Annotated in this window: 22 protein-coding genes; 11 read left to right on the forward strand and 11 right to left on the reverse strand. The window is 71.3% G+C overall.

The window, feature by feature from the left end; genetic code table 11:
* The first annotated feature begins 26 nt into the window (after positions 1-26).
* The gene (locus ACFPLC_RS40460; RefSeq protein WP_378189395.1) at positions 27-767 is read left to right on the forward strand and encodes a ribonuclease activity regulator RraA; all 741 of its coding nucleotides are present in this window, start codon (positions 27-29) and stop codon (positions 765-767) included.
* Between the two features lie 76 nt (positions 768-843).
* Here ACFPLC_RS40460 and ACFPLC_RS40465 read toward each other — a convergent pair whose 3' ends face one another.
* The 3 genes from ACFPLC_RS40465 to ACFPLC_RS40475 form a co-directional block, all read right to left on the reverse strand.
* Positions 844-2,862 carry an ABC transporter permease gene (locus tag ACFPLC_RS40465; protein ID WP_378206119.1) on the reverse strand — a complete coding sequence of 673 codons (2,019 nt, stop codon included), beginning with the start codon at positions 2,860-2,862 and terminating at the stop codon, positions 844-846.
* Entirely contained in the window at positions 2,859-4,283 is a 1,425-nt protein-coding gene (locus ACFPLC_RS40470) for an ABC transporter substrate-binding protein (protein ID WP_378206116.1), read from the reverse strand. Before ACFPLC_RS40470 ends, ACFPLC_RS40465 begins: the two co-directional genes overlap by 4 nt.
* Before the next feature lie 156 nt (positions 4,284-4,439).
* Entirely contained in the window at positions 4,440-5,186 is a 747-nt protein-coding gene (locus ACFPLC_RS40475; RefSeq protein WP_378206113.1) for a FadR/GntR family transcriptional regulator, read from the reverse strand.
* A 72-nt stretch (positions 5,187-5,258) separates the two neighbouring features.
* Between ACFPLC_RS40475 and ACFPLC_RS40480 the strand changes: the two genes are divergently transcribed.
* Together ACFPLC_RS40480 and ACFPLC_RS40485 are read left to right on the forward strand one after the other, a co-directional pair.
* A complete protein-coding gene (locus tag ACFPLC_RS40480; protein WP_378206111.1) occupies positions 5,259-6,416 on the forward strand; it encodes a mandelate racemase/muconate lactonizing enzyme family protein in 1,158 nt (385 codons plus the stop codon).
* Positions 6,417-6,465: 49 nt separating this feature from the next.
* Positions 6,466-7,341: a fumarylacetoacetate hydrolase family protein gene (locus tag ACFPLC_RS40485; RefSeq protein WP_378206108.1), complete on the forward strand. Its 876-nt coding sequence runs from the start codon at positions 6,466-6,468 to the stop codon at positions 7,339-7,341.
* A gap of 85 nt (positions 7,342-7,426) precedes the next feature.
* Here the strand turns inward: ACFPLC_RS40485 and ACFPLC_RS40490 are convergent, their stop codons facing one another.
* The 3 genes from ACFPLC_RS40490 to ACFPLC_RS40500 form a co-directional block, all read right to left on the reverse strand.
* The gene (locus ACFPLC_RS40490; protein WP_378236103.1) at positions 7,427-7,600 is read right to left on the reverse strand and encodes a hypothetical protein; all 174 of its coding nucleotides are present in this window, start codon (positions 7,598-7,600) and stop codon (positions 7,427-7,429) included.
* Positions 7,601-7,708: 108 nt separating this feature from the next.
* The gene (locus tag ACFPLC_RS40495; protein ID WP_378206105.1) at positions 7,709-8,278 is read right to left on the reverse strand and encodes a dihydrofolate reductase family protein; all 570 of its coding nucleotides are present in this window, start codon (positions 8,276-8,278) and stop codon (positions 7,709-7,711) included.
* A 96-nt stretch (positions 8,279-8,374) separates the two neighbouring features.
* Positions 8,375-9,265 carry a hypothetical protein gene (locus tag ACFPLC_RS40500; protein WP_378206102.1) on the reverse strand — a complete coding sequence of 297 codons (891 nt, stop codon included), beginning with the start codon at positions 9,263-9,265 and terminating at the stop codon, positions 8,375-8,377.
* 182 nt (positions 9,266-9,447) lie between these two features.
* On the opposite strand from ACFPLC_RS40500, the gene ACFPLC_RS40505 reads away from it, so the two are divergent.
* From ACFPLC_RS40505 to ACFPLC_RS40520, 4 genes are all read left to right on the forward strand, one after another.
* Entirely contained in the window at positions 9,448-9,945 is a 498-nt protein-coding gene (locus ACFPLC_RS40505; RefSeq protein ID WP_378206099.1) for a SigE family RNA polymerase sigma factor, read from the forward strand.
* A gap of 112 nt (positions 9,946-10,057) precedes the next feature.
* On the forward strand, positions 10,058-10,579 hold the full coding sequence (locus ACFPLC_RS40510; protein ID WP_378206096.1) for a PadR family transcriptional regulator: 522 nt from the start codon (positions 10,058-10,060) through the stop codon (positions 10,577-10,579).
* The gene (locus ACFPLC_RS40515) at positions 10,579-11,268 is read left to right on the forward strand and encodes an ABC transporter ATP-binding protein (RefSeq protein WP_378206093.1); all 690 of its coding nucleotides are present in this window, start codon (positions 10,579-10,581) and stop codon (positions 11,266-11,268) included. Before ACFPLC_RS40510 ends, ACFPLC_RS40515 begins: the two co-directional genes overlap by 1 nt.
* A complete protein-coding gene (locus tag ACFPLC_RS40520; RefSeq protein WP_378206090.1) occupies positions 11,265-13,559 on the forward strand; it encodes an FtsX-like permease family protein in 2,295 nt (764 codons plus the stop codon). Before ACFPLC_RS40515 ends, ACFPLC_RS40520 begins: the two co-directional genes overlap by 4 nt.
* 159 nt (positions 13,560-13,718) lie before the next feature.
* Here the strand turns inward: ACFPLC_RS40520 and ACFPLC_RS40525 are convergent, their stop codons facing one another.
* Positions 13,719-14,033 (reverse strand): immunity 53 family protein, encoded by a 315-nt coding sequence (locus tag ACFPLC_RS40525; RefSeq protein ID WP_378206087.1) that lies wholly within the window; start codon positions 14,031-14,033, stop codon positions 13,719-13,721.
* A gap of 156 nt (positions 14,034-14,189) precedes the next feature.
* Here ACFPLC_RS40525 and ACFPLC_RS40530 point away from each other — a divergent pair, with 156 nt between their 5' ends.
* Positions 14,190-14,852 carry a hypothetical protein gene (locus tag ACFPLC_RS40530; protein WP_378206085.1) on the forward strand — a complete coding sequence of 221 codons (663 nt, stop codon included), beginning with the start codon at positions 14,190-14,192 and terminating at the stop codon, positions 14,850-14,852.
* On the opposite strand, the gene ACFPLC_RS40535 is transcribed toward ACFPLC_RS40530, so the two are convergent.
* The 4 genes from ACFPLC_RS40535 to ACFPLC_RS40550 form a co-directional block, all read right to left on the reverse strand.
* Positions 14,849-16,357, reverse strand: a complete 1,509-nt coding sequence (locus tag ACFPLC_RS40535) for a family 43 glycosylhydrolase (protein ID WP_378206082.1) — start codon at positions 16,355-16,357, stop codon at positions 14,849-14,851. The genes ACFPLC_RS40530 and ACFPLC_RS40535 overlap by 4 nt on opposite strands.
* 262 nt (positions 16,358-16,619) lie before the next feature.
* Positions 16,620-17,030 (reverse strand): STAS domain-containing protein, encoded by a 411-nt coding sequence (locus ACFPLC_RS40540; RefSeq protein ID WP_378206079.1) that lies wholly within the window; start codon positions 17,028-17,030, stop codon positions 16,620-16,622.
* A 368-nt stretch (positions 17,031-17,398) separates the two neighbouring features.
* Positions 17,399-18,394, reverse strand: a complete 996-nt coding sequence (locus ACFPLC_RS40545; protein ID WP_378206076.1) for an RNA polymerase subunit sigma-70 — start codon at positions 18,392-18,394, stop codon at positions 17,399-17,401.
* A gap of 142 nt (positions 18,395-18,536) precedes the next feature.
* A complete protein-coding gene (locus ACFPLC_RS40550) occupies positions 18,537-19,715 on the reverse strand; it encodes a zinc-binding dehydrogenase (RefSeq protein ID WP_378236104.1) in 1,179 nt (392 codons plus the stop codon).
* 385 nt (positions 19,716-20,100) lie between these two features.
* Here ACFPLC_RS40550 and ACFPLC_RS40555 point away from each other — a divergent pair, with 385 nt between their 5' ends.
* From ACFPLC_RS40555 to ACFPLC_RS40565, 3 genes are all read left to right on the forward strand, one after another.
* Entirely contained in the window at positions 20,101-20,442 is a 342-nt protein-coding gene (locus ACFPLC_RS40555; RefSeq protein ID WP_378206067.1) for an STAS domain-containing protein, read from the forward strand.
* A 121-nt stretch (positions 20,443-20,563) separates the two neighbouring features.
* Positions 20,564-21,355, forward strand: a complete 792-nt coding sequence (locus ACFPLC_RS40560; protein WP_378206064.1) for a GAF and ANTAR domain-containing protein — start codon at positions 20,564-20,566, stop codon at positions 21,353-21,355.
* A gap of 224 nt (positions 21,356-21,579) precedes the next feature.
* Positions 21,580-24,255: a glycoside hydrolase family 9 protein gene (locus ACFPLC_RS40565; RefSeq protein ID WP_378206061.1), complete on the forward strand. Its 2,676-nt coding sequence runs from the start codon at positions 21,580-21,582 to the stop codon at positions 24,253-24,255.
* The last annotated feature ends 69 nt before the right edge of the window (positions 24,256-24,324 follow it).

The following is a 24,324-nucleotide window of genomic DNA, read 5'->3' on the forward strand; positions in this document are numbered from 1 at the left end:
GCGCCGATCCGAGGGAGCTTGCCGACGTGGTCGAGACGCCCGACATCGTTCGCCCGCCCGCCGAGTTGAGTGCGGCCCTCGCGGCCGTCGGCAGCGCCACGGCCAGCGCCGAGCTCAGCCGCATGGGCGTCCGCAGCGCGTTCATCCGCGGCCCGGTTTCGGTGACCCCCGGCGTGCGCGTGGCCGGCCCGGCGCTGACCCTGCAGTTCCTGCCGAAGCGCGAAGACCGCTATCCGGTCGACGAATACGAAGAACCGGAAAAGCAGCTGCACCGGCACGTCATGTACCACGCGCAGGCCGGCGACATGATCGTCGTCGACGCGCGTGGCGACATGAGCAGCGGCGTGTTCGGCGAGATGATGCTGACCTACTTCAAGGGCCGCGGCGGCGTCGGTGTGGTGGTCGACGGGTGCCTGCGTGACATCGGCGAGGCCCGGCAGCTCGGCCTCGGGCTGTGGATCCGGGGCGCCACCCCGAACTTCCACGCCCAGACCGACATCGTCCCGGCCGCGGTCAACGTGCCGGTGGCCTGCGGGGGCACGCTCGTCGAGCCGGGCGACATCGTCGTCGCCGACGACGACGGGGCGGTCGTGGTGCCGGTCGAGCTCGCCCCCGCCCTGCTGGCGGTCGCCCAGGAGCACGCGGAATGGGAGGAGTTCTCCCGCATCCGGCTCGCCGAGGGCGGCGACCTGCGCCGGTACTACCCGCTGTCGGACGAAGCCCGGCCCGAGTACGAGCGGTGGCGCGCCGAACAAGGCCGAACCTGACCTCCTGCCGCGGCTGGTCGTGAGTGGTAAGGCGGGTTAGAACCCGCCTTACCACTCACGACGCCCGGCGCGTGGGTCAGCCCTTGACGGCGCCCGCGGTGAGGCCCTCGGTCAGGAACCGCTGCCCGAACCCGTACATGAGCACGACCGGGATGCTGACCAGCAGGGAGGCCGCGGCCAGCTGGCCCTGCGGCACGACGTCCCCGAAGATCATCGACTGCATGCCGACGGGCAGCGTCTTGTACTCGTCCTTGGTGATGAACACGAAGGCGAACAAGAACTCGTTCCACGCGTTGGTGAGCGTGAACAGCGCGACCGCCAGCAGTCCCGGCTTGGCCAGCGGCAGCACGATCCGCAGGAACGCCCCGAACCGCGTGCAGCCGTCGACCAGCGCGGCCTCCTCCAGGTCGGCCGGAATCGATTTGAAGTAGCCGACGAGCAGCCAGGTCGCGAACGGCAGGGTGAACGTGGGGTAGGCGAGCACGAGCGACCACAGCGAGTCGTTGAGCCCGATCCCGCTCACCAGCTGGTAGAGCGGGATGAACAGCAGCGCACCCGGCATCACGTAGGTGAGCAGGATGGTCACCGTGAAGCTCTCCGAACCCCGGAACTTCAGCCGCGCCAACGCATACCCGGCCAGCGCCGCGCAGACCAGGGCGATCGCGGTGGACGCCACCGACACCAGGATCGTGTTGACGTACCAGGTGCCGAACGCCCGGCCGGTGAACAGGTTGGTGAACTGCTCGGTGCTCCACGGGGTCGGCCACAGGTCGTCGGTGCGCGCGACGATCTGGTCGTCGGACTTGAAGGCCGTGACCGTCATCCAGTAGAGCGGGGCGAGGACGAAACCCAGCAGCGCCACCAGCGCGACGCCCGTGCCGGTGCCGCCGACCACCCGCGCGGCCACCCGTTTGCTCTGGGCGGCGAGCGCGGAAACGGCCCGCCCGACGGCGGCGGCGAGCACCACGAACACGCCCAGCACGAGCGCGGCCTTCCAGACGATCTGCGGCGACGCCCAGACCAGCACGAGCACCGAGACCGCGACGATCACCCACGGCAGCACCCGGCGCTGACCGGAAGTCAGCCGCCGTCGGCCGCGGTCGGCCGCGCCGGGCAGGTCGCCGCGTCGCATCAGCCGCACCAGGATCACCACGAGAATGCCGATGATCGGCAGCATCACCAGCGTGGCCGCGGCACCCGCGCCGAGCTGCAGCTGCTGGATGGCTTTCGAGTAGGCCACCATCACGTACGGGGCGGTGGCGTCGCCCGGGCCGCCCTGGGTCATCAGCCAGATCAGGTCGAAGTTGTTGAACGTCCAGATCGACGACAGCAGCACCGTCACGATCATGACCGGACGCAGCCCGGGCAGCGTGATGTGCACGAAGCGCTGCCACGGTGAGGCGCCGTCCACCATCGCCGCTTCGTGGAGGTTGCCGTCGATGGCCTTGAGTCCCGCGAGGAACGTCACCGTGAAGAACGGGATGCCCTTCCAGACGTTGACCAGGATGACCGCCGGCATCGCCAGCGCGGGGTCGGACAGCCACTCCGCGGGCCACTTGTCGACGAGCCCGATCGCGGCGAGGCCGGGCCCGATCCCGGACTCGGTGAGCAGGACGTTGACGCTGCCGAAGATCGGGTCGAGCAACGACCGCCAGGTGAAGGCCGTGACGACCGTCGGGATCACCCACGGCAGCAGGATCACCCCGGCGACGATCGCCCGGCCGCGGCGCAGGTGGTGCAGCATCAGCGCCGCGATGAGGCCGAAGGTCACCTTGAAGATCTCGGCGTAGGCGGTGAAGACGAACGAGTTCAGCACACCCTTGTGGAACAACGCGTCGCCGAGGAGGGCGGTGTAATTGTCCAGCCCGACGAACACCGTCTCCGCGCCGTGCCGCTCCGTGGCGCTGGTGAGGACCGAGCCGATGATCGGGACCAGGATCAGGCCGGCGACCAGCACCAGCGTCGGCCCGATGAACACCGCGGCGAGGCGCCAGTCGCGCCCGAGCAGCCGCTGGGTCCGGGTGAGCGAGGACGACGCACCCGGCGCCGGGACGACCGGCGCCGCCGGTGTCCTCTTCGGACGCAGGATGGTCACTGCCGATAGCCCTGTTGCTCGAAGATCTGCACGATCCGGGCGTGGGTCGCGGCGACGGCGTCGGCCGGCCGGGTGCCCTGGATGACCGACTGCATCATGTCGGTCAGCAGGTACGCGGCGGTGGCGGCCTGCTCGCCAGGGCTCGGGGCCTGCGGGAACGCGTAGCCGGTCTTGGTGGTCACCGGGAGCTTCGCGCGGGTCTGCTCCCGCAACGCGGGGAAGGCCGGGTCACCGCTGGTGTAATACGGGTCGGAGTCCCACACCTTGTCCCACGACGGGTTGACCAGGCACGGTGCTTCCTTGGCCACGCCGAGCAGCGCGCTCCCGCCGGCCATGAACTTCGCCACCACCTTGGCGAGGCCGGGGTTCTTCGCCCCCTTGAACACGACGAACGAATTGGACTCGCCGAACGCGAGCGGCCGGTCGAGTGCCGGTCCGGTGGCGCCGTTGAACACGTGCGTGTTGGCGTACACCGGGTTCTTCTTGGTCTTCGAGTCGGCGTAGACGCTGAACTGGTTGAGCGTCAGCCCCAGGATTTGGGCGAGCCAGTTTTCGTTGTTGCTCGAGTCGGTCCAGCTTCCGATCCCGGGCGGCAGCATCGGCCGGTACTTCGGGTTCGTGTAGATGTCGCCGATGAACGAGACGGCCTCGACGGTTTCCGGCGAGTTGAACACCACCTTCGTGCCGGTGTTGTCCGCGATCGCCCCGCCGTAGGTGTTGATGACGTTGGCGATGAAGCCGTTGGCGTCGCCGGAGCGGTTCACCGTGAGCCCCCAGCCGAAGCGCCGCTTGGCCGGGTCGGACACCGCCAAGGCGTTGTCGCGCAGCTCTTCCCACGTGTAGTGGGGCTTGAGCGGCAGGCCCTTCTCCTGGTACCAGTCCTTGCGCAGGTACATCCCGGTCGCGATGAAGTGGTACGGGATCGCGAACCAGCGTCCGTCGAACACGCAGTAGTCCGCGGCCTCCGTGGCGGGTTCCCCGTACAGCGTGCGCATTTCCTCGACCACGTCGGTGACGTCGGTGAGGGCGCCGAGGTTGTGCAGCTGGCCGACGAACCGCCGGTCGCTCACGAAGGCCAGGTCTCGGCTGGTGCCCGCCTTCACCTCGGCGTCCATCTTCGCGACCATGTCACCGGCGTCCCCGGAGACCAGGTCGTTGCGGATCGTGGTGCCGGTGGCCTGCGCGAAGACCTGCAGCGACTTGTCCAGCGCCTTGTTGGCGGCCTCCGAATACAGCTTCTGCGAGAGCATCCCCACCGAGCCGCCGCGCAGGGCGGCCGCCTGGTCGAGCAGCGCCTTGGGCACCTGGACGTCGACCTGCGGTGCGGGTGCGGGGCCGCCACCGCACCCGGCGAGACCGAGCACGCCCAGCGCGCTCATCCCCAGGAACGAGCGTCTCGACCAGTCCGTTTTCTCTGCCATGACCACTCCTTTTCGCGTCCGATCGCTGCGGACGCGGACCGACGGGGCGACGGTGCAACCGGCGGGACAGCGGGGCGAACGCCGCGCTGCGGGTCGTTCATGCGGTGAGTGATGCCGAACGCTGGTGTGTGGGTCGAGCGCCGTCCGGATCGGCGGCTAGCGCCGCCGGGCGGCCCGTTTGCTTCGGTGCTCCTTCTCCGCGAGGAGCGTGGAGTAGTTGTTGCTCAGGTGCCTGCGCATCGCCGCGCGGGCCCCTTCCGGATCGCGCGCGACGAGCGCCTCGTAGATCTCGGTGTGCTGGGCGGTGGCGCGGCGCAGCCCGGCCGGCGCCTCGTTGGTGAGGCGACGGCTGGCCGTACCGAGCCAGCGGGCGGAGTACATGATCCGGTCGAGGATGCGGTTGTCGGCCGCCCGGCAGATCTCCATGTGGAATTCGTGGTCGACCTCGAGGTAGGCCTCGGGGTCCGTTTCGAGCGCCGCCATGCGGCCGATTTCGTCCCCGAGCCGGGCCAGCGTCTCGTCGGTGATGCTCGCCGCGGCCATGGCGGCCAGTTCGGGCTCGAGCAGCACGCGCATCTGGTGCAGTTCCTGCAGCAGCTCGTCGACGATCTCCGTGGGCAGCCACTCGATCAGCAACGGGCTCAGGTAGTCCCACTCCGCGCGGGGGCGCACGACGACGCGGCGGCCCTGCGCGACGTCGACGATGTCGAGCGAGGCGAGGATCTTGAGCGTCTCCCGCGCGACCACCCGGGAAACCCCGAACTCACTCGAGATCTCGAGTTCCGACGGCGCCCGACCCTCGTCGATTTCGCCCTGGACGATCCGCCGGGTCAGGTGGGCCGCCACCTGCACCGGAAGGGTCCGGACCTTGACAGCGTCCGGAGACTCTTGTCTCCTTGGCATGTGAGCAGCTTATAGGACAAGTTGGACGTCGCGTTAGTCCGTTCGTACGCACCACCCGGCGGCGGGAGAGCAATGCGGATCGTGAACGTCACGACGGCGGTGGTCGCCTACCACGGTCAGGCCACGCTGGTCCGGATCGACACCGACGAAGGCCTCAGCGGGTTCGGCGAGGCCAATCCCGACGCCGGCGCGGCCGCCGTCGTGGGCATGATCGCGACCCTGACTCCCCTGCTGCTCGGCGAAGACCCGCGCAACGTCGAGCGCTGCTGGGAAAAACTCCGCCGCAGCAACGTTTTCGCGGGCTCACAGGGCGGGGTGTTCGTGATCGCGCTGTCCGGGATCGAGCTCGCGTTGTGGGACCTCGCGGGCAAGGCCGCGGGCCAGCCGGTCCACCGGCTGCTCGGCGGCAAGTTCCGCGACCGGATCCGGCTCTACGCCGACTGCGGCGACGGCGACGACCCGGCCGGCTCGATCGCCGGGTGCGTCGACCGGGCCCAGCGGATGGTCGCCGAGGGCTTCACCGCCCTCAAGTTCGACGTCGACAACCTGCAGCACCCGGCCAAGTACGACGCCTTCAACCACACGATCAACGCCGCCGAGCTGCACTCGATGGTTTCGCGCGTGGCGGCGGTCCGGGAAGCGATCGGGCCGGACATCGACCTGGCCATCGACCTGCACGCCCGCTACGACGTGCCGAGCGCGTGCCGGATCTCCTGGGAACTCGAGCCGTTCCACCTGATGTGGCTCGAGGAACCGCTGCCGGCGGAGAACGTCGACGCGCTGGCCCGGGTGCGCGCGCAGACCCGCACGCCGATCTGCGCGGGGGAAAACCTTTACCTGCGTTGGGGATTCCGCGAACTGCTCGAACGCGGCGCGGTGGACGTCATCGAGCCGGACGTGCCGAAGTGCGGCGGCCTGGCCGAGGCCAAGAAGATCGCGAACCTCGCGGAGCTGCACTACGTTCCGTTCGCCCCGCACCTGGTGTCGACCCCGCTGGGCACGATGGCCACGTCCCACCAGTGCGCGGCGATCCCCAACTTCTTCGTCCAGGAATGGCACGCCCTCGAGGAGCGCGCGGTGTGGGACAGCTACGTCCACGCCCCGGACGGGAGCGGCTCGATCGTCAAGGACGGGTACATCACGCTGCCGGACACCCCGGGCATTGGCGTGGAGCTCGACCTGGACGGCGTCCGGGCCCACGCCGTCGCGGGCTACGGGGTGTTCGAGTAGCCGGCCGCCCCGCCCAGCCGTAGGTTCGACACGAACGAGGAGGTCCGGCTTGAGCCACCTGGTGCGATTCGCCGACGGAACCGGCGACATCCGAGTCGGCCTGCTCACCGGGGAGCGGCTGCGGCCGCTCGCGGTGGCGTCGATGAACGACCTGCTGCGCCGGCCCGTGGCGGAGATTCGCGAGCTGGCCGCGAACGCCGGTGAGCCGGTGCCCGCGGCCGGGACCCGCCTGCTGCCGCCGCTGGACGGGCGGATGGAGGTGTGGGCCGCCGGGGTGACCTACCTGCGGTCCGAGGAGGCCCGCCGCGAGGAGAGCGCCGACCAGGACGTCTACGCGCGGGTGTACCGCGCGAAGCGACCCGAGTTGTTCTTCAAGTCGGCTGCGTGGCGCGTGGTCACCGACGGCGAGCCGATCGCCGTCCGTGCCGATTCCGCCAACAACGTGCCGGAGCCGGAACTCGGCCTGCTGCTGACGGCCGGCGGGGAGATCGCCGGGTACCTGGTGGTCGACGACGTCAGCTCCCGCAGCATCGAAGGCGAGAACCCGCTGTACCTCCCGCAGGCCAAGATCTACACCGGTTCCTGCGCGGTGGCGGCGCGGGTGCGGCCGGCGTGGGAGGTGCCGGACCCGCTGGCGCTCGACCTCCGCATGCGCATCCTGCGCGACGGTCACGAGGTGTTCGCGGGCGAAGCGAACACCGCCCAGCTCAACCGCACGCCGGCCGAACTGGTCGAATACCTCTGGCGGGACAACGACTTCCCCGACGGCGCCGTGCTCTCCACGGGCACGTCCGTCGTCCCGGGGCTCGATTCCGGGCTGCAGCCGGGAGACGTGGTCGAGATCGAGATCGGCGAGGTCGGGGCGCTGCGCTCCCCCGTGGTGCTGGGCGCCGACGCAGTGCGCCGGGTGCTCGCCGCGCGCTGACGGCCCGCGGCGCTCCGGAAGCGCGCGCACGAGGAAGTCACCGCGATCAACCATGAGCTCTCGTCGGCCGCGAGCTCCGGGCCGGTCACCGCACCGTGGCCTGGAGCCGGGCGGCGCGCGCCTCGGCGCCGGGCACGCCGGGGTGCAGAACTCCGTGACCATCGCCAGGATCCGGCGGGCCGCGGCGGGCGAAGCGGTCAAGTCCGGACTGGCCGCGACCGTGATCCCCTTGGTGACTGTCCCGTCGGTCATGCTCCACGTGTTGCAGCCGGGCACGTCCCCGGCGTGGCCCCGGAACTGTGGTGTTCGGCGCGGCTGCGCCGGTACCTCGAGGCGGCGAGCGCCGCCGGCGACAGCCCCCTCGGTGTCAGGCCGTGGCCCGCACGGCGTACCTGGTGAGCACGACCCCGCCGGGAAACGTCCGTGTCTCCACCAGGTCCAGCTTCACCTGGCCGGCCATCGCGGCGAAGAACGGCGTGCCGCCGCCCACCAGCACCGGGTGGGTGACGATCTCGTACTCGTCGACCAGCCCGGCCCGCATGGCCGCGCCGCCCAGTGTCGCGCCACCCACCCGCATCGGCTCGCCCTCCCCGGCCTTGAGCCGGGTGATCTCCTCGACCGCGTCGCCGGTGACCACCCGGGTGTTCCAGCCGGCCTCGCCGACCGTCGACGAGAACACCACCTTCGGCGTGTCCCGCCAGTTCCGCGCGAACTCGACCTCCGCCGGCGTGGCGCCCGGCTGCTGATCGCCGGTCGGCCAGTAGGAACTCATGGTCTCCCACAGCTTGCGGCCGTACAGGAACAACCCGATCGCCTGCTCCTGCTCTAGCCACCACTGGAACAGTTCATCGCTCGGCTCGCTCCAGCCGAAGTCGTCCCCCGGTGCGGCGATGTAGCCGTCCAGGGAGAGGTTCATGCCGTAGACCAGCTTCCGCACGGCGTCACGCCTTTCTGTCGGTTCGGCCCCGGAAGTCCACTGTAGACGCCCTCGCCTTCGTCGGCCGCAACGGGCGGGATGACCGGCCGAGCGTGCTCACCGGTTGAGCCGGACGGAGTCCAGCATCGCCGCCGCGGCCTGCTCCTGGGCGGGCGAGCTGTGGACTTCGACCGTGTACGCCCCGAGCGTCCGGGACCGGCGTGCGGGAAGCGGGTCCTCGGGAAAGGTCCCGCCCTCGGCGTTGCCGGCCCGGCTGGTCAGCGACACGGTCAGGGAGAGGCACCGCTTGTCGAGCGGGGCCATCCGCGCGTCGAGGTCGGGGCAGAGGACCAGGGTGTTGGTCTCGGGTTCGCTGGTGAACGTGGCGACCTTCTGGCCCGCGGGAACCTCCAGCGACTTCAGCGGCGACCCGAGCACCGGCGGAGTGGTGCGGATCTTCCCCAGCAGGGCCAGCATTTCCGCGGGCGTCACCGGTTTCGTGGTCGTCACCCGGATCCACCGGCCGGGGGCGTCCTGCCACTGCACCGTCTGCGGGTGCCGGAGCTGGCCGGCGTCCGACGGTTTCGCCGTCGGCGCGCCACGCGGTGCCGTGCCGTCGCGAACTTCGATCTCGAACGCGTAGCGATGCGCCTGCCCGTAGTGCACGGCGGCGAAGTGCGGCTGGACGGCCCAGAACAGCAGGTCCCAGGAGCCGTCCTCGAGGCTCACCGCCGGCGGGGACGGCGGCACCTGGCCGGCGGCCGGAGCAGCGGTCACCGAGACCGGCGGGGCGTTCACGCGCGACGCAGGTGCCACCGTGGCGGTACCCCGGCCCAGCACCGCGACGGCCCCCACGCCGAGTGCGGCCACGGTGAGCGCCACCGCGGCGACACCGGCGATGCGGCGGCGCCGCAGCCGCCGGGTGGCGACGGCGAGCACGCCGTCGGGGTCGGGCGCCAAGGACTCCTGTGCGCGCAGGGTGCGGCGCAACGCGTCGAGGTCGGTCATCAAACTCTCCTGTGCCCCGGGCCGTGGCCCGCGCGAGAACCCTTCGGACTGCACACCCCTTAAGATGCGGCTGCTCCGTGATCTGTTGCGGAAGCGACCGGGGTCGGGCCGATCCTCCGAGTTCGCCGGCCAATTCCCGTGGCGACGCAACAGTTCGCCGGGGTCCGGGCGTCTGATTTCTTGTGCACTTCGAAGAGTTCGCGCGCGAGGAGCTGCCCGACCTGGTGCGGTTCGCGGCTGTCCTGACCGGCGACCGCGACCTGGCGCAGGACGTCGTGCAGGACGCGCTGGTGCGCGCGCACCAGCAGTGGCGCCGGGTGGCCGCGGCCGACCGGCCGAAGCTGTACCTGCGGAAGATGGTGGTCAACGGCTACCTCTCGTGGCGGCGCCGCTGGTACCAGCGCTCGGTGCACACCACCCCGGACGTCACGAGGTTCGCCGAAGCGGCCACGCCCGACCACGCCGACCGCATCGCCGACGCCGACCGGCTCGCCCAGCTGCTGGCCACCCTCTCGCGAGCGCAGCGGGCCGCGATCGTCCTGCGCTTCTACGACGATCTCGACGACGCTGAGATCGCCGAGGTGCTCGACTGCGCGGTCGGCACCGTCCGCAGTCACATCTCCCGGGGGCTCAGCTCTCTCCGTGTCCAGATCGGGAACGGCAAGCAAGTCGTCTGCTGACAGACCAGTGACCTGCGAAGACTCACTATCCGCCGTGCGTATACACCCGGCGTATACACCTGCGTTATAGTGAGCCCAACCCCCAGCAGGGGGCCAAGGGAGGACGAGCAGGATGTCGGTTTCACACACGTTGCTCGCGTTGCTCGAATCGGGCCCGCGACACGGCTACGATCTGAAACGCGCGTACGACGAGCAGTTCGGGCAGGATCGCCCGCTCGCCTACGGCCAGGTCTACTCGACCTTGTCCCGGCTGCTGCGCAACGGCATGGTCGAGGTGGCGGGCGTCGAGAGCGGCGACGGGCCGGAGCGGAAGCGCTACACGATCACCGACGCCGGGATCACCGACGTCGAGACGTGGCTGCGCACCCCGGAAGACCCGCAGCCGTACCTGCAGAACACGCTGTACACGAAGGTGGTGCTCGCGCTGCTGTCCGGCCGCAGCGCCGCCGAGGTGCTCGACGTCCAGCGGGGCGAGCACCTGAACGCGATGCGTTCGCTCACCCGGCGCAAGAACGCGGGCGACCTCGCCGACCAGCTGATCTGCGATCACGCGCTCTTCCACCTCGAGGCGGACCTGCGGTGGCTGGAGCTCACCGCCGCGCGCCTCGGCGAACTCGAAAAGGCGGTGCGCTGATGACCGGGCCGGGAACGCCGTTGCTCGTCGGCAAGGGGCTCCACAAGTCGTTCGGGCAGACGCGGGCGCTCGACGGGGCGGGGCTGTCCGTCTCGGCGGGGGAAGTGCTCGCGATCATGGGTTCGTCCGGTTCGGGCAAGTCGACGCTGCTGCACTGCCTCGCCGGCATCGTCCGGCCGGACTCGGGCACCATCGGCTACCGCGGCGCGGACCTCGTCGGGATGGACGACCGGGGGCGCAGTGCGCTGCGGCGCACCGAATTCGGGTTCGTCTTCCAGTTCGGCCAGCTCGTGCCCGAGCTGTCCTGCCTGGAGAACGTCGCGCTCCCCCTGCGGCTGACCGGGGCCAAGCGGAAGCAGGCCGAGGCCAAGGCGACCGAATGGCTCACCCGGCTGGAGGTCGACGGGCTGGCCAAGCGCCGTCCCGGGGACGTCTCCGGCGGGCAGGCGCAGCGGGTCGCCGTGGCGCGGGCGCTGGTGACCGGGCCGAAGGTGGTCTTCGCGGACGAGCCGACCGGCGCGCTGGACTCGCTCAACGGCGAGAAGGTCATGCAGATGCTCACCCGGGCCGCGCGGGAAACGCACGCCGCGGTGGTGCTGGTGACCCACGAGCCGCGGGTGGCGGCCTATTCGGACCGCGAGATCGTGGTACGCGACGGGCGCACGGTCGACCGGGAGCTGGTCGCATGATGCGGGATCTCGCGCTGGGCCTCCGGCTGGCCGTCGGGGGCGGCCGGATGTCCGGCGCGGCGCTGCTGCGCCTGGCGATGACGGCGTTCGGGATCGCGCTCGCGGTCGCCGTCCTGCTCCCGGCCGCCGCGGTCGACCACCTGGTCGGGGCGCAGGCGCAACGCGCGGCGGCGATCAGGCCGGTCACCGAGCCGCGTGCGGGTGTCGCGCCGCTGCTGACCTACAACTGGTTCACGGCCGTCGGGGAGGACTTCGCCAAGCTCACCGCGGTCGCGCCGACCGGGCCGGGCTCGCCGGTGCCGCCCGGCGTCGACCGGCTGCCGTCGCCCGGCGAGCTGGTCGTGTCCCCGGAGCTCGCGGCGAAGCTGGCCGCCCCCGGCGGCGATTCGGTGCGGGCCCAGCTGCCGGGGCGCATCGTCGGCCAGGTGTCGCGGGAAGGCGTGTCCGGCGCCGGGGACCTGCTCGCGTACTACGGGGTGCCCGCCGCGCAGATCCAGGCCGAAGGCGACGAAGGCACCGCGGTCTACGCGTTCGGCCGGCCCTACACCGGGCTCGGGTTGTCGGCGGCCATGGCGGCGATCGTCCTGCCGATCGCCGCGGTGCTGTTGCTGCCGTTGCTGATCTTCGTGACCACCGCGTCGCGGATGGGCGCGGCGCAGCGGGAGCGCCGGCTCGCCGCGCTGCGCCTGATCGGCCTCGACTCGCGGCAGGTGAAGCGCGTCGCGGCGGCCGAGTCGCTGGTCGGTGCGCTGATCGGGCTCGTGGCCGGCCTCGGGTTCTTCGCCGTGCTGCGCACGTTCGTCGCCGACATCCTGCCGTTCGGGCTGCGGATCTTCCCGGAGGACTTCGTTCCCTCGTGGCCGCTGGTCGCGGTGATCGTGCTGCTGGTACCCGGGCTCGCGGTCGGCTCGGCGCTGTTCGGGCTGCGCCGCACGATCGTGGAACCGCTCGGCGTGGTCCGCCAGGGCAAACCGGTGCGACGGCGGATGTGGTGGCGTTGGACGCTCGCCACGATCGGCGTGCTGTTCCTGGCCACCACCCTGGCCTCCGAGCGGGGGAACGGCGACACGCCCGCCGCGCTGGCGCTCTCGGTGGGCAGCGTGTTCCTGCTCGTGGGTGTCGCGGCCCTGCTTCCGTGGCTGGTCGAGCGGCTCGTGGAGCGGCTGCACGGCGGTCCGCCGTCGTGGCAGCTCGCGATCCGGCGGCTGCAGCTGGACAGCGGCACCGCCAGCCGCGTGGTCTCCGGCCTGGTCGTCGTGCTGGCCGGCACGATCCTGATCCAGGGCGTACTCACGTCGCTGGGCAGCGGGGCACCGCGGCAGACGTCACCGGCGGGGGTGACCGCGGCCCCGGTGCGGGTGGACACGACCGCCGCGCACGAGGCCGAGGTCGTCAAGCTCGCGGGGTCGGCGGCGGGGGTCACCGGGACGCATCCGGCCCGGACCATCGGGATCCAGTCCGGGTCGAAGCAGACCTCCGGCGTGGTCGGCGACTGCGTGGCGCTCGCGGTGGAAGCCGACCTCGGCGGCTGCGCCGACGGCGACACCTTCTACGTCGTGCCCGCGCAGGGCCCGCCCGCCCCGGCCGGCCCGGTGCAGCTGCAGAGCTCCTTCCACGACAGCACGGTGAGCGGTCCGCAGTGGACGGTCCCGGGCACGGTCAAGGTCGTGCGCTCGGACGACACGGCCCTGGCCGAGCAGGGCACCCTGCTGATCACGCCGGGCGCACTCGGCGGGCTCACACTGCCGGACACGTCGGTCGCCGTCTACGTGTCCGGCACCGGCGACCTGCAGGCGCTGACCGACAACGTCGCGAGGGCGGTCAACCCGCTCGCGTGGAACGCCACGGTCGTCAAGAGCAACTACCTCGACGGTTTCGCCGCCCGCGACCGGCGGATGGTGGAGAGCTTCCGCTCGGTGCTGATCACCGCGTCCCTGTTCGTGCTCGCGGTGGCGGCGATGAGCCTGCTGATGCTGTCGATCGAGCAGATCAGCGAACGGCGGCGGCCGCTCGCCGCGCTGTCCGCGGCCGGCGTGCCGATCGGGGTGCTGGCCCGCGGATCGCTGTGGCAGACGGCGATCCCGGTGGTGGTCGGCGTCGCACTGGCGGTCGCGGCCGGGCTCGGGCTGACCGCGCCCATCCTGCGGCTGGCGGACCGGCCGATGATCGTCGACGTCCCGGTGCTGCTCACCCTGGCGGCGACGACGGTGGCGGCGGTCCTGCTGGTGACCGGGCTGACCATGCCGCTGCTGCGGCAGGTGACCCGATTGGACACCCTACGCTCGGAATGAGGCGGGCGGCGGGGGCGGCACGCGCGGCCCCCGCCCTCAGCCGAGCGGGTAGTGGATCAGCTCGGCACCGCCGGTGGCGTAGTTCGGCACATCGGCGGCGACCGCCTTGCCCTCCTCCGAGCCGAGCGAGCCTCGCACACGCGGGGCGCTCGGTGCCGGTCATGCCGAGTCCTCCTCCGTGGCCGAGGCGAACCGGCGGAACGCCGCGAGCAACTCCGCCAGCGACCGCACATCGCAGGACGCCTCGAAACTCTCCCCGTCCGCCGCCGTCCAGAGCCACCGGTCCGGGCCGAGGTCCGCCTTGGACCTCGGCAGCACGCGGCCCTCCGCACCGGTCCCCACGGTGTCGACGCGCAGCCGCCAGCCCGGGTTGTCCAGCGTCTCGAGCCGGACGCCGAACTCGTGCTCCCAGTCGCCGTCGCACTGGCTCGCGTACCAGCCGGTCAGGAATCCGAAGTCGTCCGGCCGGCTCATGGGCATCCCCTGGGCTTCTGATCAGGCGTCGGCTTGCTCGCCCACCCGTTGTTGTGGTTGATGTGCGGAGTATCCACCACCGAGCCGTCCGGGTTGACGTGTGCCGGGCCGCAGCGCCCGTGCGACCCGCGCCGTGCGTTCTGCTTGGATATCGGCGTGACCGTGTACGACCTCGCTCACCGCCTGCCCGACATTCCGGACCTGCGCGCGCTGTGTCGTGCGCTGGCCGCGTTGGACGTCGTGCTGGATCCCGGGAGCGAGGACCGGCACCACAGCTACGACACCGCGTGGGCGCCCGGTGCCGAGCTGGCGTCCATGCGGGACGGCGCGGGCAACGAGTACTCCATCATCTTCACCGCCGCGGGCGCGTGCGTGCGCGGTTTCGACCACGAGTCGCCGATGAGTCCCTTCGCCACCGACGACGACCAGCCCTGGCCCGGTGTTCTCGATGCCGTGCCCGAGGTGTTCCGGAACCACGTCGACGAGCCGGCGTTCTGCGACGAGTTCGGCACCCCGTACGTCACGGTGTGCCTGTGGCGTGAGCACCACGAATCCGCGTGGCGGCACGGGGTCGTCGAATTCCCCCGCGAAGGCGACGACGGAGCCGATTGGCTGTTCGCCCTGCTGTCCGACCGCACACCCGAGGCCTTCCAGGACTGGGCCCAGGACTACTACGAAACGCCGATCGACCTCGACGCGGTGCGGCACGTCTACGCCGGGCAGCCGGTGACCGCGAGCGTCGTGACCGCGCTGAACTCCGGCACCACCCTGGCCGCCGTCGCCGAGCGCGTCGCCGCCACCGGCTACCCGATGCGCTAGCTGCCCGTCTGGACCAGGCTGAAGTCGTCGACGTTCACCCAGTTGCCCGCGTTCGCGTCGGAGAACACGCCGACCTGGATCGACCCGTTCGTCACCGCGATGTTCGGGACGGTCACTTTCGTCCAGCTCCCGAGTGCCTGGCTGATCGACGCGCTCAGCTCACTGCTCCCGAAGTTCTTCGCGAAGATCGTCGCCTTCTTCTGCCCGCCGCTGCTCTTCACCCACGCCGACAGCGTGTACGTCCCGTTCGGCAGCGAGATGTTCTGATACCGCGAAGCGTTGTACGCCGACGACGAACTCTGCGCGAACGCCCACCGTCCGGTGTGGCCACCCTGCTTGTTGCCGTTCACGGTCCCGCCGGAGATCGTCCAGCCCGCGAGGTCGTTCTGCGCCACCCGGTCGGCCTCGGCACTCGGGTTGAGGACGTGGTTGTTGCCCCGGCCCACCGCCCACGTGCCCGCGGCCGCGTCGACGGTCCACTGGCTCAGCGAGTGGAACACCGGCGTCGTCCCGCTGAACGTCACCGGCACCCAGTCGTTGTACCCGATGCCGTTGCCCGCGAAGTCGCTCCAGCGGTCACCACCGAACATCACGAACGACCCCTGCGAACCGGTCACCGTGAACGCCAGGCCCGTCTGGGTCACGTGCGAGAAGTCGGCATCGGTTCCCTGCAGCACGAACTCGGCGGAGTACGGGCCCATGATGTTCTTCGCGCTGATGCAGTAGGTGTGCGAGGCGTTCCAGCCGTGCAGGTCGGAGGAACAGAAGTAGTACGTTCCGTTGTATTTGAACATGATGTTGCCTTCGCGCCCGCCCGCGGAACTGTTGTAGACGTTCTTCGCCGGCTCGACCTGCAGGTAGTCCGAGGCCCGCAGCGCCGAGACGTACAGGTGCGACCGGCCGCTCTTGTTGCTGTAGATCAGGTACGCCTTGCCGTCGTCGTCGGTGAAGACCGATTGGTCGCCGGACATGCCGGTGGACACACCGCTGATGCTCGACTGCGTGCCCGCCCGGGTGAACCGGCCGTTCGGCGTGCTGCTCGTGGCGAACACCAAGCCGCTGTCCAGCTGCGAAACCAGCACGTACTTGCCCGTGTTCGGGTTGCGCGCGACTCCGATCCGGCCCACCCAGCCGCCACTCAGCTCACTGCCGGTCAGCGCGTTGCCTTCGAACTTCCAGGTGGCCAGGTCGGTCGACGAGTAGATGGTGATCGCGCTCAGCGACGTGTCCCCGTTCTTCCCGCCGCCCGGGTTGTTGTAGTAGTTGACCGCGCCGTTGTACTTGGCCCCGTACCAGTAGTACGTGCCACTGACCTTCAGTACGCCGCCCCCCTGGGAGTAGATCGGGTTCCCCGAGGTGTCCTTCCAGAAAACGTCGTTCTGGATCGTCGCGGCCGCGGCCACCTCCGGAGCGGCCGCCGCGGCGACACCACCGGCGGACGCCAGCGCGACCGCCGAGGAAAACAGGACCGCGGCGAGCGTCCGCCGGGAATTCTTTTTCCGCACTTCACGACCTCCGTGGCGAGTACCTCTTGGCGATTCGTCCGCGCGAAGACCTGGCGGCTCGGCATGTAAGCGCTTTCTCGCGGCCCTGCGGCCGAAGCGGAAGCCCACGGTAGCACCCCCGGCGGCGACGGGGAAACCATCGGGGACACGCTTTCCCGTGAACGGACCAATTCGATCAAAACCGGCCCATTCCGCGGCACGAGTTTCGAAGATTTCCCCGCGCTTTTGAACGTTCACATCGGGAAGTACCGAAGCAGGCGGGCTACGCCGCGCTGGTCCACATCCGTTCGGCCAGCTCCACGAACCGGGCGGAACTCATGGCGTCGAGCGCGGTGGCCAGGTCGGGGTAGGTGTCGAGAGCCGGGCGCGACGCCGTCAGGTCCAGCAGCCGTTCGACGATCCGGTTGCGCCCGGTGACCACCCGGAAGTCGGTGCCGCGCTCGGTCGCGTGGGCTCGCGCGGCCAGCAGCATCGTGACCATGCCCGCGCTCCCGAACGTCACGTCGGTCAGGTCGAGGACGAGCACGTCGGCGGCTTCACCCAGCAATTCGGTCAGGGCGAGCGCCGGCCGCCCCAGTGTCGCGTGGTCGAACTCCCCGGTCAGCGCCAGTACCGGGGGCCCTTGACGGGTTCTCGTGGTGCGAACGCCTGCGGGCGGAGAAAAGGGAGACATGCAGCGGGGTTCCGTTCGTGCTGGAGAAAACCGGTTCTCAGGCCGGCTCACGGTTTGAACCCCCTGCCCCAACCAGGAACGGATCAGCGGCCCCGATCATTCCGGAGCCGGGCGACCCAAACCCTCCCGGAACGCCGGACGACCCTCCTACCAGCCCTTGGTCCACCGCGGCGACCTACGTCACAGTGCGCGACGGCCGGGACCCGTACCCCCGCGGCCCGGCTTTCGCCCGCGCCGGGTGACGACCCGGGGACCGGGCGCGGCCACCATCGGATCCGCCGCCGCTCGTCTCCGATCGGGGAGCCGTTCGCGGCCGTCACCGGCGGTCCCGCCCACCGCGCGATGGCCGAAGCGCTGTTCCTCCGCCACTACGGTCGCCGATGAGCGAGCTCCCCGGCAAAGCCGAACGTGGTGACCAGCGCCGGGTCGTGGAACTCGACCACGCGGGAGACACCGGTGGCCGTCGCGGTCAGCACCACGATGCCGTGCGCCCGGTGGACGCCGCCGGTGTCGCGGTGGTAAACGGCGGCGGCAGGCTGGCCGTTGGCCGTGGTGGCGGTCATCCGCCAGTCGCCCGGCTCGCCCATGACGTACCTGCCGAGCAGGGCGAGGCACGCCACCCGGCCCGCGTACCAGTCGCGGAACGGGGTCGCCTCCAGTGTGGCGTCGGTGCGCAAAACCTGCTCCAGCAGGCCGGCGTCGGAGCGTTCGAACGCCGCGATGTAGCCCTCGAGCAACGCCCGCGCCCGCGGGTCGGCGGGTTCGAGCACGTCCCCGGCCGGGGGTTCGAGCTCGTCGAGGCGGGCCCGGGCCCGCTGGAGACCGCTTTTCACCGCCGCCGTGGTGGTGCCGAGGATGCGGGCCGTTTCGGGCGCGGTGAACGCCAGCACTTCCCGCAGGAGCAGGATCGCGCGCTGCCGGGCCGGCAGGCTCTGCAGGCTGACGACCAGCGCGAGCCGCACGGACTCGCGGGCGACCACGGCCGCCGCCGGGTCGGCGACCCAGTGGTCCGGCACCGGCTCCAGCCAGGACACCGAACCCGGCGCGGCCGCGACCGGCGGCCGATCGGGTCCGTCGCTGGGACCGCCCAGCCCCGAGGGCAGCACCCGGTTGCGACGCGGCTCCAGCGCGGTCAGGCAGACGTTGGTCGCGATGGCGTAGAGCCAGGACCGGATCGACGCACGCCCCTCGAAACCGGCGTAGGACCGCCACGCCCGCAGGTAGGTTTCCTGCACCAGGTCCTCGGCGTCGTGCGCCGAGCCGGCCATGCGGTAGCAGTGCGCCAGCAGCTCCCGGCGGTACTCGCCGGTCTCGGCCGCGAACCGGTCCTGGTCGCGGGCCTCCGCGGATTGCCTGCTTGCCATGCGCTGCTCCTCGTTCCCGCCGGTCGGCATCCTTCCTTCCGGTACGACCGGGACACCACGGAAAAGGAATCGAAGCACAGGTCAGCGGGCATCGCGATCGCCCATGGCGGGCCGGTCTCGGAGCCGGGCGCGGGCGCCCCGGTCACGGCAGCAGCGCCACCTTGCCCACCGTCGCCCGAGCAGCCAAGTCCGCCAACGCGCGAGAACCCTCGGCCAGCTCATACGCCACCGGCTCCGCCGGACCGACCACCCCGGCCGCGATCAGCGCGGCCAGCTCACCCATCACTTCGCCGAAGATCGCGGGCGCGGACCGGATCAGCGTGCCGATGTTCAAGCCGATGACCTGCACCTGGTGCCGGTACACGAGCTCCCAGTTGGTCAGCGATGCTTCCCCGCCCGCCAGGCCGTAGACGACGACCCGCCCGGTGACCGGCTTGGCCGCGGCCAGGCTCTCGGCGAACGCGGCCCCGCCGGCCGATTCCAGCACGACGTCGGCTCCGGCACCGCCGGTCAGGCGCCGCACCTCGGCGGCGAAGTCGCCGTCGCGGGAGTCCAGGACGTGGTCCGCCCCCAGCGCCAGCACGGTCTCGTGCTTGGCCGGCGAGGCGGTGGCGACGACCGTCGCGCCGTAGTGCTTGGCCAGGGTCAGCGCCGCCCGGCCGGTCGCGCCCGCCGCCGCGGGGACGACCACGGTCTCCCCGGCCGCCACCCGGCCGAGCGGCTTGAGCGCGGCGAGCGCGGTGGGCCAGTTCACGGCGAGGCCGAGCGCCTGCTCCGCACGCCACCCGGCCGGTACCGGCATCGCGGCCGCCGCGGGCAGCACCAGGTACTCGGCGAAGGCCCCGTCGCCGACGCCGGTGACGTACGTCCCCGGCGCCGGGCCGGTCACCGCCTCACCCGTCGCGACGACCTCGCCCACCGCCTCGAAACCCGCCCGGTACGGCGGCTGCGGACCGTCCCCGAAGGTGCCGCAGGCCTTCGAGACGTCGGCGAAGTTGACCCCGGCGGCCACGACCCGGATCAGCACCTCGCCCCGGCCGGGCTCCGGCACGGGCACGCCGGTGATCAGGCGCATGTCCTGCGGCCCCTTCAGGGTGGTCTGTTCCAGGGCGCGCATGGTGGCGGGAATGCTCACGGCTCTCCTTTTCGGTGGCTTCGCGGCCGGCTCGCGGCCGTACCGACAGGAAGACCGCCGCCACCGGAGAAAGGAATCGGCCGCCGGGCCACCCGCCGCGGCCGGGCCGTGCCGGTGGCTCACGCGCCACGGGCCGCCGACCTGCGCTGCACCGGCTGCCGACGGATTGTCCACGTCCGTTGCCACGATCCTCCTCGACCGGGCTTCACACCCCGGGGCACCGGGCAGGAAAGGAGGTGGCGGGCGGCGTGCTCGCCGAGTCGTTCGGTACCCGCGGCGGCATCCGGATCTGCGTCGCCCTCGACGGTTGCGCGGCCCTGGTCCTGCTGTGGGTGTCCCGCCGCAGCAGCCGTGTTGATTGAGTTTCCCGCGGGCTGGGCAGTATGCCCAACGCGACGCAGCGGTTGAGCCACCAGCCGCCCCCCACCGGTCCGGCCCGTCCACCCGCGGGCCGGAAACGCGGGAGGCACGGTGAACCCTTGGCCTCCCGCACGACGAGAGGCCAACCATGCCCGGCATCGCCACCCCCCGCGATCTCGACCCAGGGCACCACGCACGCACGGACATCACCGTGACCACCACGACGGACGCGTCGATCGTGACGGTCGAGGGCGAACTCGACCTGGCCACCACCCCCCGCCTGCGGAACCAGCTGGACGCCGCGTTGAAGTCACGGCCCACCGCGCTGATCATCGACCTCGACGCGGTCGGGTTCTGCTCCTCCGGCGCGCTGTCCGCCCTGCTGGAGGCCGTCACCAACGCCCACGCCCGCGGAATCCCCTGCGCGATCGTCGCCACCCAGCGGGCGGTGATCCGCCCGGTCAAGCTGCTGCGGCTCGACCGCATCCTGCCTCTCCACACCGACCGCGCCGAGGCCGAGACCTGGCTGGCGCTGGTGGCCCGCCTGCGCTGAGGTCGCGCGTGGCCCGGGCGGTCTTGCCCGACCCGTGGCGACGTGGCGCCCGGCGGGCTACGTTGGTCGTCGCGATGGTTGAGAAGGCAGCCGTCTTCCACAGCGACTCGGGGAGACCGGCATGAGCAGTGACCAGGATTGGCAGCGTGACAAAGAGCGGTTCGCCGCCGGCCTCGAGCCCGTCGCGCCGGGGCCGCTGGCCCACCAGTTCGCCCAGCTGACGCGCACCCTGCTCACCGCCCCGACCGTGGAAGACGTCCTGCAGCGCGTGCTCGAGGCGACCACGGTGATGGTCCCGGCCGCCGAGCTCGCCAGCTTCACCGTGCTCGACACCGAGGGCCACTTCCACACCCCCGCCGAGACCGACGAGGTCGCCACCGAACTCGACCGGCTGCAGTACCGGTTCCGGGAGGGGCCCTGCGTCGAATCCGCCGAGCCCGGCGGCCCGGCCGTGGCGATCGCCCCGGACCTGGCGGCCGAACCGCGCTGGCCCCGCTGGGCCCCGGCCGCCGCGCAACTCGGGATGGGCTCCGTCGTCTCCACCGCGCTCATCAGCGGACCGCCCACCGGGGAGTCCCGCGGCGCCCTCAACGTCTACTCCCGCTCCCGGCACGGACTCGACGAAGCCGACCGCGACGTCCTGCTGCTGCTCGCGACGCACGCCTCCCTCGCCCTGGCGGCCACCGACGCCGTCACCCGCGCCGAACTGCAGGCCGCCCACCTGCGCAAAGCCATCGACAGCCGCGACGTGATCGGCCAGGCCAAAGGGATCATCATGGCGCGGCGAGGCGTCTCCGCGGACGCCGCGTTCGACGTACTGAGGCGAACGTCCCAGGACCTCAACGTCAAGCTGGCCGACCTCGCCCGGACGCTCGCCGACCGGCACGCCGAGATCGACCTGCCCACCCGCTGAGGAGCTCGCCCATCGCCGGTACGCCGGTGCTGCCGAAGTCTGTAGGAGCGCTCCCAGAATCGAGTTGCTCTCACGCCTCCTGACAACTCCACCCACGCCCCGCGCTACGCCGGACGGCCGTGACAAAGCCGCCGTTTCGCCTACCTCGGCAACCAGTCCTTTACACCCCCGACCTCCGCTCCTTACCCTCCCTCTGGAAGCGCTCCCAGAACCGAGGAGGCGGAGTGCGCTCTTCAACGACGAAGGCGGCAGCCCAGGCCATCGTGGCGGTGCTCGTGCTCGGCCTGACCCTGGTCGTCACGGGTCAGTCCGCCGCCGCGGGGAAGTTCAACTACGGCGAGGCCCTGCAGAAGGCCGTCTGGTTCTACGACGCCCAGCGCTCCGGCAACCTGCCGGCCGACAACCGCGTCTCCTGGCGGGGCCCCTCCGCCCTGAACGACGGCAAGGACGTCGGCCTCGACCTCACCGGCGGCTTCTACGACGCCGGTGACCACGTCAAGTTCGGGCTGCCGTTCGAGTTCAGCATGACCATGCTCGCCTGGGGCGCGCTCGAGAACCGCACGGCCTACCAGAACTCCGGCCAGTGGCCGTACCTGCTGTCGAACCTGCGCTGGGGCGCCGACTGGCTGATCAAGGCGCACCCGCAGCCCGACGTGCTCTACGGCCAGGTCGGCAAGGGCGACGACGACCACAAGTGGTGGGGCCCGGCCGAAACGATGACGATGGCGCGGCCCGCCTACCGCATCGACGACTCCTGCCCCGGCTCCGACCTCGCCGGCGAGGCCGCCGCGCAGCTGGCCGCCGGCTCGATGGTGTTCCAGGGCGGCGACCCCACCTACGCGGCCACCCTGCTCACCCACGCCAAGCAGCTGTACTCCTTCGCCGACAACCACCGGGGCGCCTACTCCAACTGCATCACCGACGCCCAGAGCTTCTACAAGTCCTGGAGCGGCTACCAGGACGAGCTCGTGTGGGGCGCGATCTGGCTCTACAAGGCCACCGGCGACAGCAGCTACCTGACGAAGGCGCGCGCCGAGTACGAGAAGCTGGGCACCGAGCCGCAGACCACCACCCGCTCCTACCGCTGGACGCTGGCCTGGGACGACAAGTCCTACGGCGCCTACGTCCTGCTCGCCCAGCTCACCCACGACCCCGAGTACATCGCCGACGCCAACCGCTGGCTGGACTGGTGGACCACCGGCGTCAACGGCCAGCGCGTGCCCTACTCCCCCGGCGGCCAGGCCGTGCTCGACCAGTGGGGCTCGCTGCGGTACGCGGCGAACACCGCTTTCGTCGCCCTCACGTACGCGGACTCGTTGCGCGCCACCGATCCCACGCGCGCCACGACCTACCACGACTTCGGCGTCCGGCAGATCGACTACGCGCTCGGCGACAACCCGCGCGGCGCGAGCTTCGAAGTCGGATTCGGTGTCAACCCGCCCCGCAACCCGCACCACCGCACCGCACACGGCTCCTGGGCCGACAACATCAACGAGCCGGCGCAGAGCCGGCACACCCTCTACGGCGCGCTCGTCGGCGGCCCCAGCTCGGCCAACGACTCCTACACCGACGACCGCACCAACTACACCATGAACGAGGTGGCCCTCGACTACAACGCCGGCTTCACCGGCGCGCTGGCCCGCCTCTACGGCGAGTACGGCGGCACGCCGCTGGCCTCCTTCCCGCCGAAGGAAACGCCGGACGGTCCGGAGCTGCTGGCGCAGGGTGCCCTGAACCAGCCCGACGGCGGCACGTTCACCGAGGTGAAGGCGTACGTGCTCAACAAGTCGGCGTGGCCGGCCCGGACGTTCACCGGCTCGCTGCGCTACTACTTCACCCTCGACGGTGCCACCACGCCCGGCCAGGTTTCCGTCACCTCGGCCTACAACCAGTGCGACGCGCCGGCCATCCGCCCGTTCTCCGGCGCGGTGTACTACGTCGAGGTGACGTGCTCGGGCGGGGTCGCCCCCGGCGGGCAATCCCGCTACCGCAAGGAAGTGCAGTTCCGGATCAGCAGCACCGGCACCTGGGACTCCGCGAACGACTGGTCGCACACCGGCCTCGCCCCGAGCGGATCCGCGCCCGCGGACGCCTCGCGGCTGGTGCTCGCCCAGGGTTCCACCGTCGTGTGGGGCACCCCGCCGGGACCGTCCACGGTGGATACCACGCCGCCGTCCGCGCCGACCGGGGTCACCGCCACCGCCGGCAGCACCAGCGTCGGTCTCACCTGGACCGCCGCCACCGACGACGTGGGCGTCGCGGGCTACGACGTGCTCGATGCGGCCGGCGCGGCGATCGGCAGCACCACTGGCACTTCCTACCAGGTCACCGGCCTGACGCCCGGCACGGCGTACACGTTCTCGGTCCGCGCCCGGGACGCCGCCGGCAACCTGTCCGCGGCCGGCAGCCCGGTCTCGGTCACCACCACGACCGGCGGCGGCAACCCGGGCACCGGCTCGCTCGCCGTCCAGCAGCGCTCCAGTAGCGCCGCCTCCGACAATCAGATCCGCACCAGCCTGCAGATCGTCAACCGGGGCAGCACGCCGGTCGCGCTGAACGGCGTCACCGCGCGCTACTGGTTCACCGGCGACGCCACCAACCCGGGCTACCAGATCTGGTGCGACTACGCGGTGGCCGGGTGCGGCAACGTCACCCTGCGCGTGGTCAAGCTCGCCACGCCACGCCCGGGCGCCGACGCCTACGTGGAACTCGCCTTCACCGGCGGCACCCTGGCCGCCGGCGCGAACACCGGCGAGGTCCAAATCCGCGTCGCCAAGGCCGACTGGTCCCCCTTGAACCAGGCCGACGACTACAGCTACCGCGCGGCGGCGGCGTTCAGCGATCTGGCCACCGCGACCGCCTACCAGTCCGGCACCCTCGCCTGGGGCACCGAACCCTGAGCCGCTGCCCCGGCGCGCCGGCGGGCCACCGGCTTTCCTCCCGGGAAAGCCGGTGGTAACTTTCCTCTC

The sequence above is a fragment of the Amycolatopsis plumensis genome (assembly GCF_042652605.1).
In the GTDB taxonomy this organism is placed as follows: Bacteria; Actinomycetota; Actinomycetes; order Mycobacteriales; family Pseudonocardiaceae; genus Amycolatopsis; species Amycolatopsis plumensis.

Coding starts and splice junctions, on each gene's coding strand:
- ACFPLC_RS40470 (WP_378206116.1), bottom strand. CDS start 4,283: ATGGCAGAGAAAACGGACTGGTCGAGACGCTCGTTCCTGGGGATGAGC.
- ACFPLC_RS40475 (WP_378206113.1), bottom strand. CDS start 5,186: ATGCCAAGGAGACAAGAGTCTCCGGACGCTGTCAAGGTCCGGACCCTT.
- ACFPLC_RS40480 (WP_378206111.1), top strand. CDS start 5,259: ATGCGGATCGTGAACGTCACGACGGCGGTGGTCGCCTACCACGGTCAG.
- ACFPLC_RS40500 (WP_378206102.1), bottom strand. CDS start 9,265: ATGACCGACCTCGACGCGTTGCGCCGCACCCTGCGCGCACAGGAGTCC.
- ACFPLC_RS40510 (WP_378206096.1), top strand. CDS start 10,058: ATGTCGGTTTCACACACGTTGCTCGCGTTGCTCGAATCGGGCCCGCGA.
- ACFPLC_RS40515 (WP_378206093.1), top strand. CDS start 10,579: ATGACCGGGCCGGGAACGCCGTTGCTCGTCGGCAAGGGGCTCCACAAG.
- ACFPLC_RS40520 (WP_378206090.1), top strand. CDS start 11,265: ATGATGCGGGATCTCGCGCTGGGCCTCCGGCTGGCCGTCGGGGGCGGC.
- ACFPLC_RS40525 (WP_378206087.1), bottom strand. CDS start 14,033: ATGAGCCGGCCGGACGACTTCGGATTCCTGACCGGCTGGTACGCGAGC.
- ACFPLC_RS40540 (WP_378206079.1), bottom strand. CDS start 17,030: ATGTCTCCCTTTTCTCCGCCCGCAGGCGTTCGCACCACGAGAACCCGT.
- ACFPLC_RS40545 (WP_378206076.1), bottom strand. CDS start 18,394: ATGGCAAGCAGGCAATCCGCGGAGGCCCGCGACCAGGACCGGTTCGCG.
- ACFPLC_RS40560 (WP_378206064.1), top strand. CDS start 20,564: ATGAGCAGTGACCAGGATTGGCAGCGTGACAAAGAGCGGTTCGCCGCC.